Here is a 9,629-nt window from a genome sequence, read left to right as displayed (position 1 = left end):
TGTCCGAGTCGGTATCCTATCCGGTATCCGCCTCCATCATCATGACACTGATGGCCTTTTTGCTGGGCACAGCCCCGGACATGATCAACCCGACAAAGATGCTGGGCACCTCCGGCGCGCTAAAGCTGGCCCTGAGCGGTTTTTCCAGCACTGCTCTCGCCCTGGTGGGCGCGGCTCTCTTTATTGCGGCGGCCATGATGAAGACAGGGCTGGACAAGCGTATCGCCCTGTTCGTGCTGTCCAAGATAGGCGCCAGAACCAACAGGATTCTGGCCGGTGTGATTCTGGTAGGTTTTATCCTGAGCTTTTTCGTGCCCAGCACGACAGCCCGTGTGTCCTGCATGGTGCCTATCGTCATGGGCATCATCTCCGCCTTTGGCGTTCCGCTAAAAAGCCGTTTTTCCGCCGTCATGATGATTGCCATCGCCCAGGCGGACAGCATCTGGAACGTAGGCATCAAGACCGCTGCCGCCCAGAACATGGTGGCCCTGGGCTTTATCGAAAAGCAGCTGGGCACCACCATCAGCTGGCTGGACTGGTTCATTGCCGCGGCTCCCTTTGCCGTCATCATGAGCGTCGTCCTCTACTTCCTGCTGCTGAAGCTGGTACCGCCTGAGATGAAGGAAATCCCCGGCGGCAGGGAAACGGTGGAACAGGCGCTGAGAGACCTGGGGCCGATGACCGCCAGCGAGAAAAAGCTCATGGCGCTCTCCGTCATTCTGCTCTGCCTGTGGTCTACGGAAAAGGTTCTCCACAGCTTTGACACCTCCACCACCACCTTGGCGGCCGTCACCCTGATGATGCTGCCCGGCATCGGCATCATGGACTGGAAGGAAGCCCAGAATCGCATTGGCTGGGGCACCCTGGTCATGTTCGGCGTAGGCATCAGCCTGGGCTCCGCCATTCTGTCCACCAAAGCAGCCACCTGGATTGCCCACGTTATCGTGGACAGCTTCGGACTGTACACCATGAGCGCGGTGGCCATCATCGGCATCATGTCCCTGTTCCTGATACTCATCCATCTGGGCTTTGCCAGTGCCACGGCCCTGTCCTCGGCCATGATACCTATCATCATCTCCGTACTGCAGGGCGCCTCCGAGCACGCTCCGCTCAACGTGGTAGGCATGACGATGATACTGCAGTATGTAATGTGCTTCGGCTTCATCCTGCCGGTCAACGCACCGCAGAACATGGTAGCATTCAGCACAGAGACATTTGAGGCACGCACCTTTGTCAAGACCGGTATACCGCTGACGATTATCGCCTTTGCTGTAATCATGCTCATGTCGGTCACCTACTGGAGCTGGATAGGAGTTATATAAAAAAAGACCCCCGCGGGGACTGCCAAACCTGGCAATCCCTGCGGGGGTTAATTATGCTCAAAACACAGGGGTAAAAAGTGCTTTGACATGGTGCCGCGCTATACCGTGACACCGGAATGAGAAAAAATAGACATCATTATGCCACGCCGGTAACAGGCTTCAGCATAACGTTGTGGCTGACGGCCAGAATATCACACTTCTGCTTCAGCTCGTTGGTAAATGCCTCCAGATCGGCCACGTTGCTACACTCCACTGTAATAAAGCAATCGCTGGCCTCAATATCGGAACAGGATGTAACTCGCGCATCCTCCTCGATAAAGCTCATAAAGGACTTGTCTGCGGCCAGCATGCTGGCCCCTTCAATGCTCATAAAGGATTCAATCATCATGGTTGCTCAACCCTCCTATCCTAACTGTCTTGTCATCTCACCTACCATGGACATTATAACCGATTTCTGAACTATTGTAAATACCATTCTTGTACAAAAGTCAAAATTTGATATATCTTTAGGTATTTTATCAAATGTCCTTTACTATATTCAAGCTAAAGCCAGAATAAAATTTCATTTTTATGCAACGGCTGTAAACACCGCCATAATCGGGTGTTTTTATTTTAACACCGCCCTGTTGCAAAGCAATTATAGAACTTTTTCTGAAATTTTGCAAGCGTTTTCTGCGTCTTTTGAAATTATTTTGCATGCTGTTTTGCAACAAAAAAATTCCCCTCTGTCTATGGCAGGCATACACCACCTGCCATAACACAAAAGGGATTTACATTCTGCAAACATTTTTAGGCTTTTACTGCACTCTATAATATTTTTTTCAGCTTATCTACAGCCTTCTGGGTGGTGGCCCAGCTCGTAGCCAGGCGGATAACTGTATTTGCCTTGTCAAACTTCTCCCAGTAGCTGTACGCCACTACCTTGGACAGCTCCGGCAGGGCGCTGTCAGGCCAGACCACAAAAATCTGGTTGGTCGGAGAATCCACGTACAGCCGGTAGCCCTTTTCACACAAATCCTCCCGAATCTGGGCCGCCATCTCCACCGCATGCCGGCAGAGCTGAAAGTAGAGATTGTCGGTAAAAAGCGCCGCAAACTGCACGCCCAGTAGCCGCCCCTTCGCCAAAAGGCCGCCATGCTGCTTTACCGAGGTGATAAAATGCTTTGGCAGGCCGCCCCGCGGAAAGACCACCGCCTCGCCACAGATAGCTCCGGCCTTGGTGCCGCCTATGTAAAAAACATCCGCCATGGCGGCGATATCCGATAGCTCCATATCCGATGCATCGCACATCAGGCCGTAGCCCAGCCTGGCGCCATCCACAAACAGCTTGAGGCCGTAGGCATGACAGGTATAGCTGAGCGCCTCCAGCTCGGCCCTGCTGTAGATAGTGCCATACTCCGTAGGATGGGATATGTACACCATCCCCGGCTGCGGCATATGCTCACTGTTGGCATCTGCCGCAAAGCTCCGCAGGTATCCGGCCACATCAGATGCCTTCAGCTTGCCGTTCCGTCCCGGCAGGGTGATGACCTTGTGCCCGCTGTACTCGACAGCGCCCGCTTCATGCAGGCTCACATGCCCCGTATCCGCGGCAATCACCGCTTCATAGGGATGCAGCATGGTGTCAATGACAATCTGATTGGTCTGGGTTCCGCCCGTCAGAAAGAAAACCTCTCCCCCCGGGCATCCGGCCGCCGCCTTGATTTTTTCCGCCGCCTCCTGGCAATACCTGTCCGTACCGTAGCCGGGCAGCTGCTCCATGTTGGTACTGGTCAGCGCCTTCAGCACCAGGGGATGCATTCCCTCTCCATAATCATTGGTAAAAAACAGCATATCTCAACATCCCCCGTCATTTTGCGATAGGATGCTCTACCAGCTCTCTTCCTATCTCGTCCCAAACGTCGTCCATCTCACTTATCCGGCCCACTATGGCCTCGATTTCCTCCCTTTCAGCCCCGAACACCCCCAGGGCCAGGCGGAGCAGGTTCCTCCTTGTAACATCCACCCTGATTTCCCGCCGGAAAAACATTTCTGACAGGCAGGCATGCATGGCCCCCTTGACCATCAGGGTATTCTCATAGTATTTTTCATCGGGACAGGCGTACATCGTGCCGTTGAACAGGCTTCTGGCCATCTCCACGAACTGGGCTATCATGCCCTCAAAGATAATACTGGAATTGTACCCCTCCATATAGGTTTCACGCACAATCTTGTATTCGGCCAGCACCTTCAGCTCCACCTGACAGACAGCAGCATATTTGAACAGGGGCGATTCATCCCGGCAGTGAAGATTTATCTTGTTGATACAGTCCCGTACCAGCTCCAGCAGTATCGCCCGGAAGATATCTTCCTTGTTCTTGAAAAAATAATATATGCTGCCGGTCAGCACGCCGGAATGTTCCACAATCTTCCTTATGGTTGTCTTGCTATATCCCTCCTTGGACAGCAGCTCCTTGGCGCTGTTCATGATGCGCCCGCGGATAACCGTTGCATGGTCACTCATTTCGCGCATTTCATCTAATTTGTTTTTTTTTATTTTTCTAGCCATTTCATTAACCCCTTTGTCCAAAACAAGTACAAACTTTTGAACACCTACACCTTACATACACGTCCTGACGTACAATACCTCCTTACACCTACAGCAGGATCCTCTTCTCGAACATTTCTGCGACATACTCATCATGGGTGATGACAAGCATTGTCCTGTCTGCGAATGCCGCCAGCAGTGACGCCATCATACAGGAAGCAGTCTGCCTGTCAAGACCGCAGGTCGGTTCGTCCAAAAGAAGCAACGGAGTATCCTCACTCATGGCGCGGGCAGCCGCCAGGGCCGTCAGCAATCGCTGCCTCTCTCCCCCGGACAGACGGCAGGCATTTTTTCCCAGCCTGCAAGAAAGCCCCTCCGGCTTTGACCTGACAACCTCGTCCAGCCTGGCCAGCTCCAGCGCATGCCAGAGCTGTGCCTGCGTGGCGCAGGGACAAAGCCTCTGAAACAACTCCCCTATAGTTGCATCAAAGATATATACAGCCTGTGTAACAGCACTCACCGCGACCCCGTTCTGCGAAAGTTCTCCCCTGAAACAGCCGCCGTCCGGCTGCCACATCCCCAGCACAAGGTTGAAAAGCGTCGTCTTGCCGCTACCGCTGTCACCGAGTACAGCTGCTTTTTCACCTTTATAAACAACGAAAGAAAGATTGTCCAGCACAAGATTTTTTCTGTCGTAAGAAAAAACTATATGCTCAGCCTCCAGTCCGACCTTATTATCTTCCATTATACTACTTTTTTCCCCTCTTTGAACACTGTTTTCCCCTTTTTCCAAACTTTTTATTTTTCCTGCTGACAACAGCGCTTTTACGGCTTCCTCAAGGGTGGCAAACTCCGCCAGCACCGCCTGCAGTGAAACAGCCATAACCGCTGTTTCTATGAAACAAATTGCACCGGCACTGCCAGCCTGCAGCAGCCTGACGAAAAGCGCGCAGAAAGTCACCACCAGGCAAAGGCGCACTGCCAGCTCCGTGAGGGTGCGGCACCGTCCCCGGCGCCGGTCAGCTTCCATCAGCTGCGCCGCCGCCATGTCAAGCCGCCCTGCCGCCCAGTCCGCCGCCCCTGTCACCAGAAGCTCCGGCATACCGGCCTGCATATCTAAAAGCTGACGGCGGTAGCCTCCACGTTGCAGCATGATATCAGCCTGCCTTTTTTCGCCTGCATAAGAAATCAGTACCACTAAAATGCAGCACGCCGTCGGCAGGGCCGCCCACCAGCCGCCAAAGCCGTCCGACAGATACAGGGCCCCGCCTGCGGTCAGGGACAGCAGAAAATTGACCACCAGCGGCGTTATGCCCCGCAGATAGAGATTCCTCCGCTCCCCGGCCTCGTTATTCAGCCTTTCTACGAACATGCCCTGATTTTCCCCCGCGCTGGCGAGGCGCAAAGGCAGCACCCTTGCCAGATAGCCAAAAAGCGCCTGATTGACCCGCCCTGCAAAGGCAAAGGCCGCATTATGCCCCACATATCTTTCCCCATAGCGAAGCACAGCCCGCAGGATGCCGCAGGCCCTTACCACTGTAATAGGCAGGGCAAGGGTATATAGCTCCGGCTGCAAAGATGCCGCCGCAATGATATAGGCTGACACCCCCAGCAGGGCAACAGAGGATACTGCCGACAAAAAACTAAGCCCCATGGCCGAAAGCTGCATCAAAATCATGGTATCACCTCAATAACCTGTGCGGCTCTCCTGATGGCCTGATGGCGGTGGGTTGCCAGCAGGATTGTCGTTCCCGCTAGCTCCCCCAGCAGGGTGTCCAGCAGCTTCCTTTCCTCCTGCTCCTCCAGCCCTGCCGTCACCTCATCCAGAAGCAGGACAGGCGGCCTGCCGAGCAGTGCCCTGGCCAGTCCCAGCCTGTGACGCTGCCCGTTGCTGAGGGCCGCACCGCCATCTCCCAGCAGGCTGTCCAGCCCTCCTGACAACCTGTACCAGCTATCAAGTCCTGCCAAAGCCAGCACTTCCTCCAGACAGGCATCTGAAAAATTCCTGCCCAGCAGCAGATTGTCCCGCAGGGATGCGGCATAGACATGAGGCTCCTGGGGCACATAGCCTATTACCTGATGCCGCAGGCTGTCAGGCAGGCTCTCAAGGCTGTAGCCGGCCACCAGAAAACGTGCGCCCCCGGACGGCAGCAGACCTGCCATTCTTTTCAGCAGGGTCGTCTTGCCAGCACCGCTGCTGCCGGTTATGACGGCAAAGCTCCCGGACGGCACCACAATCTCATCGGGTGTTTCAGGCAAAATTCCCCTGCATTGCTCCATATCCATCTTATTATACTGTGAGACGGCAGATTTATTACGTTGCGCCACAGACAATTTATCATGCGCAAACAAATTGCTATTCTGCGCCATAGACAATTTGTCATGTACAATCAAATTACTAGCCTGCACCACAACCAGGTTATCATCCTGTGCCGCAAGTAATTTGTCAGACTGCGTCACAGCCAGATTACCAGCCTGCGCCGCAATTAATCTGTCAGCCTGCGTTGCGGCCGATTCAGCATGCCGCCCTGCCCATGACTTTCCATATTGCCCCAAGCCCGCCTCCATATCCAGAAGGGCGGTCCTGGTGTCCATAACCACATGAAAAGCCATGCCGGCACTGCGTATGGGCATAAAAAACTCCGGTGCCAGCAGCAAAACAAAAAAGCCGGTGAAAAAATCCAGATTGCCGCTCAATATGCGCAGGCCTATGCCCACTGCCAGCACCGCAATAGCCAGCGTCGTAATGAGCTCCACGGCAAAAGCCGAAAGAAAGGCTATGCGCAGGACCTGCAGTGACGACGCACTGTAGCTCTGGCTGAGCACCTCCATTTCCCTCAGGGCCGCTTCAGTACGCCTGAACAGCTTTAGCGTCACGACGCCCTGCATCAGCTCATAGAAGCCGCTGTTCAGCTCCGACTGCCTGTCCCACTGGGCCGCGCTGGCCCTTGCCGTCATCCTGCCCAAAAGGTACAGCAGCACCGGTGCCACCGGCATGGTCACAACCGCAATCAGCCCGCTGACAGCATCCAGATAAAAAAACACGGCCAAAAACAGCGGCAGGCGCACTGCACCTGTCACCGCCAGAGGAATCACCTTCTGAAAAAACTCATCCAGAGCCTCCACATGCTCACAGCAAAGCTCCGCCAGCCTGTCACAGCACCCCTCCTGCCCCGGAGCCTCATTGATGTCATGACGGATGTTCAGATTAATCCCCGGATTGCCAGCCGGATCAACCTCCTGACTGCTATTTTGATGAATCTCCTGACTGCCATTCTGCCTGACAGCCCGCCTCAGCATGCCATGCAGCTCCCGCCTGTACGCCAGCCTGACACGCCCCGACCAGTCTGCCAGCAGCTCCCGCTCCCAGGCTCCTGACACGGCCTGCAGCACCAGAGCCGCCGCCAGCAAGGCCGCATACTGCCCTGCCACCGATGGCAGCCCATCTATCAGCCTGGCCAGCGAAAAGGCCGCCAGCAGAATACAGACACTCTCAAAAAGGGCAGCCAAAAATATGGCCGCCCTCTCTTTTTTCGCTATTCTATGCAGTGAAAAGCTCAAAAATTTCTTCATCAATAGCCTTCTTCCAAATCTGCCTCCGTAATCGTTCCCCTGAAATGCCAATAAGTAACACCCTGATAAATCAGCACCACCGGCACAAAAATCAGGGCCGCTATGCTCATAATCGACAGGGTATAAGGGGTGGACGAAGCATTATAGATGTTCAGGCTCCAAGCCGGGTTCAGCGAGGAAATCAGAATGTTCGGAAACAATCCCCCAAAGATGCCGGCAGTAGTACACAGCACCGCCACAGCAGTTCCCGCAAAGGAAAAATTGTAAAGGCCTGCCTTCATCATCAGCATTGCCGCCACAAAAGCCACCACCGCCAGTACAATCATCGCCAAGGGCCCCCAGGTGGATAAAAGACCGGTACAGGAATACATACCGTAGCCAAACATCAGATAAAATACGGCAGCCAGCAGACCAAGCCTCAAGGCCAGACGCTTGATTTTCTCCTGCAGGCTGTACCTGCCCAGCCGCATGTTCAGATAAGCGGCACCGTGGAAGGCAAAGACCAGCAAAAATGCCACACCGCCAATAATCGTTCCCGGCGTGAGCAAATCAAAGAACGTTCCCGCATAAATCATGTCAGCATCAATCTTCATGCCGCTGACCAGATTGGCCACTGCCACGCCCCACAGGAAAGCAGGCAGGGCACTGCCGATAAAGATGGCACCATCCCAAAGGCGCCGCCACTTCAAGTCCTCCAGCTTGTCGCGGAACTCAAAGGCCACGCCCCGGAGGATCAGCCCCACCAGCATCAAAAACAGGGCAAGGTACATGCCGCTGAACATGGTGGCATACACATGGGGAAAAGCCGCAAAGGTAGCACCTCCTGCGGTCAGCATCCACACCTCGTTGCCATCCCACACCGGCGTAATCGTCCTGAGCATCATGCGCCGCTCCATATCATCACTGCTGACCAGCGGCGATATGATGCCCACGCCATAATCAAAGCCCTCCAAAAGAAAGAAACCGGCAAACAATACACCTATCAGCACAAACCAAATAGTATTCAAATCCATTTCCATTATCTGCCACTCCTTTCCTCAATGTTGTTCATCTGCAATTTTCGTGTTATACACATGGCGGAAGCCGATTCCCACTGCCACAGCAATAAGCACAAGATACACGATAGTAAAGCCCGCAATAGTCAGCCCCACCTCACCGGCTGTCAGGTTCGGTGACACGGCGGAGGCCGTTTTCTGCAGTCCCACCACAATCCACGGCTGACGACCTGCCTCAGCAATATACCAGCCCACGGTATTGGCAATAAACGGCAGAACCACCAGCACCTGAACCGCCTTCAGCACAATCGGGAAGTCCAGCAGCTTCCTTTGCCACGCCAAAAAGCCCAAAAGCGCGGTCATTGCCATCATCAGTCCACCGGCGGCAAGCATGATGCGGAAGCTGAAAAACAGGCCCGTTACATCAGGATAGTAGTTGCCCTCACCGTACTTTGCCATCAGCTCCTGCTGCAGGTCATTCATGCCTTTTACCTCGCCCTCCGGCCTGTTATACAGCATAAAGGAGAACAGGGCCGGTATCTCGATGGCCGCGTCATTTTTGTGTTCCTCCTCATTGATAACCGCCATGACAGTAAACGGCGCAGGGTTTTCCGTTTCCCACAGCGCCTCCATGGCGGACAGCTTCATCGGATTGGCCTGAGCCAGATACTGAGTATGAAAATGCCCCACGCCCATGACTCCCAGCAGTCCTACCATAGTGTAGACCACGGCTGCCTTCAGGGACATCTCAAAGGCCTGACGGGATTCCCTGTCATTCAGAAGCTTCCAAGCCGAAACCGCCAGCACCAGAAAGCCTGCTGTGGTTATTCCCGCCAAAAGAGCATGGCCGAACTCGCCATGAATGTAAGGATTGGTCACCAGTGCCGCAAAATCCGTCATCTCGGCCCTGCCATTCCTGATGGCATATCCCACCGGATGCTGCATGAAGGAATTGGCCGTCAAAATCCAGAAGGCCGACAGGTTGCTGCCCAGTGCCACAATCCAGATTGTCAGGCAGTGCAGCTTCGGACTGAGCCTCTCCCAGCCAAATATCCACAAGCCCAGAAACGTGGACTCAAGAAAAAACGCCGTCAGGGCTTCCAGCGCCAACGGTGCGCCGAAAATATCCCCCATGAACCTTGAATACTCCGACCAGTTCATGCCAAAGTGGAATTCCTGCACGATACCTGTTACCACGCCCATGGCAAAATT

8 protein-coding genes are annotated in these 9,629 nt (G+C 54.3%); 1 reads left to right on the top strand and 7 read right to left on the bottom strand.

Features of this window, described 5'->3' with window-relative positions:
* Nucleotides 1-1,322: DASS family sodium-coupled anion symporter (locus ACI3UA_RS07995; protein ID WP_439724288.1), on the top strand; the 1,322-nt coding region annotated here is incomplete at its 5' end.
* 136 nt (nt 1,323-1,458) lie between these two features.
* Here ACI3UA_RS07995 and ACI3UA_RS07990 read toward each other — a convergent pair.
* The 7 genes from ACI3UA_RS07990 to ACI3UA_RS07960 all read right to left on the bottom strand — a co-directional run.
* Nucleotides 1,459-1,710, bottom strand: coding sequence for a hypothetical protein (locus tag ACI3UA_RS07990; protein ID WP_439724287.1), 252 nt, complete (start codon nt 1,708-1,710; stop codon nt 1,459-1,461).
* A gap of 419 nt (nt 1,711-2,129) precedes the next feature.
* The gene (locus ACI3UA_RS07985) at nt 2,130-3,155 is read right to left on the bottom strand and encodes a threonine aldolase family protein (RefSeq protein WP_439724286.1); all 1,026 of its coding nucleotides are present in this window, start codon (nt 3,153-3,155) and stop codon (nt 2,130-2,132) included.
* Nucleotides 3,156-3,171: 16 nt separating this feature from the next.
* Nucleotides 3,172-3,870: a TetR/AcrR family transcriptional regulator gene (locus ACI3UA_RS07980; RefSeq protein WP_439724285.1), complete on the bottom strand. Its 699-nt coding sequence runs from the start codon at nt 3,868-3,870 to the stop codon at nt 3,172-3,174.
* Nucleotides 3,871-3,958: 88 nt separating this feature from the next.
* A complete protein-coding gene (locus tag ACI3UA_RS07975) occupies nt 3,959-5,527 on the bottom strand; it encodes an amino acid ABC transporter ATP-binding/permease protein (protein WP_439724284.1) in 1,569 nt (522 codons plus the stop codon).
* Complete coding sequence (locus tag ACI3UA_RS07970) at nt 5,524-7,422, bottom strand: ABC transporter ATP-binding protein/permease (RefSeq protein ID WP_439724283.1); 1,899 nt, start codon at nt 7,420-7,422, stop codon at nt 5,524-5,526. The genes ACI3UA_RS07975 and ACI3UA_RS07970 overlap by 4 nt, the downstream gene beginning before the upstream one ends.
* Nucleotides 7,422-8,435 carry a cytochrome d ubiquinol oxidase subunit II gene (cydB, locus tag ACI3UA_RS07965; RefSeq protein ID WP_439724289.1) on the bottom strand — a complete coding sequence of 338 codons (1,014 nt, stop codon included), beginning with the start codon at nt 8,433-8,435 and terminating at the stop codon, nt 7,422-7,424. Before cydB ends, ACI3UA_RS07970 begins: the two co-directional genes overlap by 1 nt.
* Before the next feature lie 24 nt (nt 8,436-8,459).
* Nucleotides 8,460-9,629, bottom strand: a 1,170-nt coding sequence (locus tag ACI3UA_RS07960) for a cytochrome ubiquinol oxidase subunit I (RefSeq protein WP_439724282.1), incomplete at its 5' end; no start/stop codon positions are given.

Source organism: Anaerovibrio sp., assembly GCF_051866355.1.
Classification (GTDB): domain Bacteria; phylum Bacillota; class Negativicutes; order Selenomonadales; family Selenomonadaceae; genus Anaerovibrio.
The sequence above is the reverse complement of the archived record's forward strand: the minus strand, read 5'-3'. Positions and strand labels throughout refer to the sequence as shown.

What these genes read in the sequence shown, in the direction of transcription:
- cydB (WP_439724289.1), bottom strand. Translation starts at nt 8,435, where the DNA reads ATGGATTTGAATACTATTTGGTTTGTGCTGATAGGTGTATTGTTTGCC.
- ACI3UA_RS07990 (WP_439724287.1), bottom strand. Translation starts at nt 1,710, where the DNA reads ATGATGATTGAATCCTTTATGAGCATTGAAGGGGCCAGCATGCTGGCC.
- ACI3UA_RS07970 (WP_439724283.1), bottom strand. Translation starts at nt 7,422, where the DNA reads ATGAAGAAATTTTTGAGCTTTTCACTGCATAGAATAGCGAAAAAAGAG.
- ACI3UA_RS07980 (WP_439724285.1), bottom strand. Translation starts at nt 3,870, where the DNA reads ATGGCTAGAAAAATAAAAAAAAACAAATTAGATGAAATGCGCGAAATG.
- ACI3UA_RS07975 (WP_439724284.1), bottom strand. Translation starts at nt 5,527, where the DNA reads ATGATTTTGATGCAGCTTTCGGCCATGGGGCTTAGTTTTTTGTCGGCA.
- ACI3UA_RS07985 (WP_439724286.1), bottom strand. Translation starts at nt 3,155, where the DNA reads ATGCTGTTTTTTACCAATGATTATGGAGAGGGAATGCATCCCCTGGTG.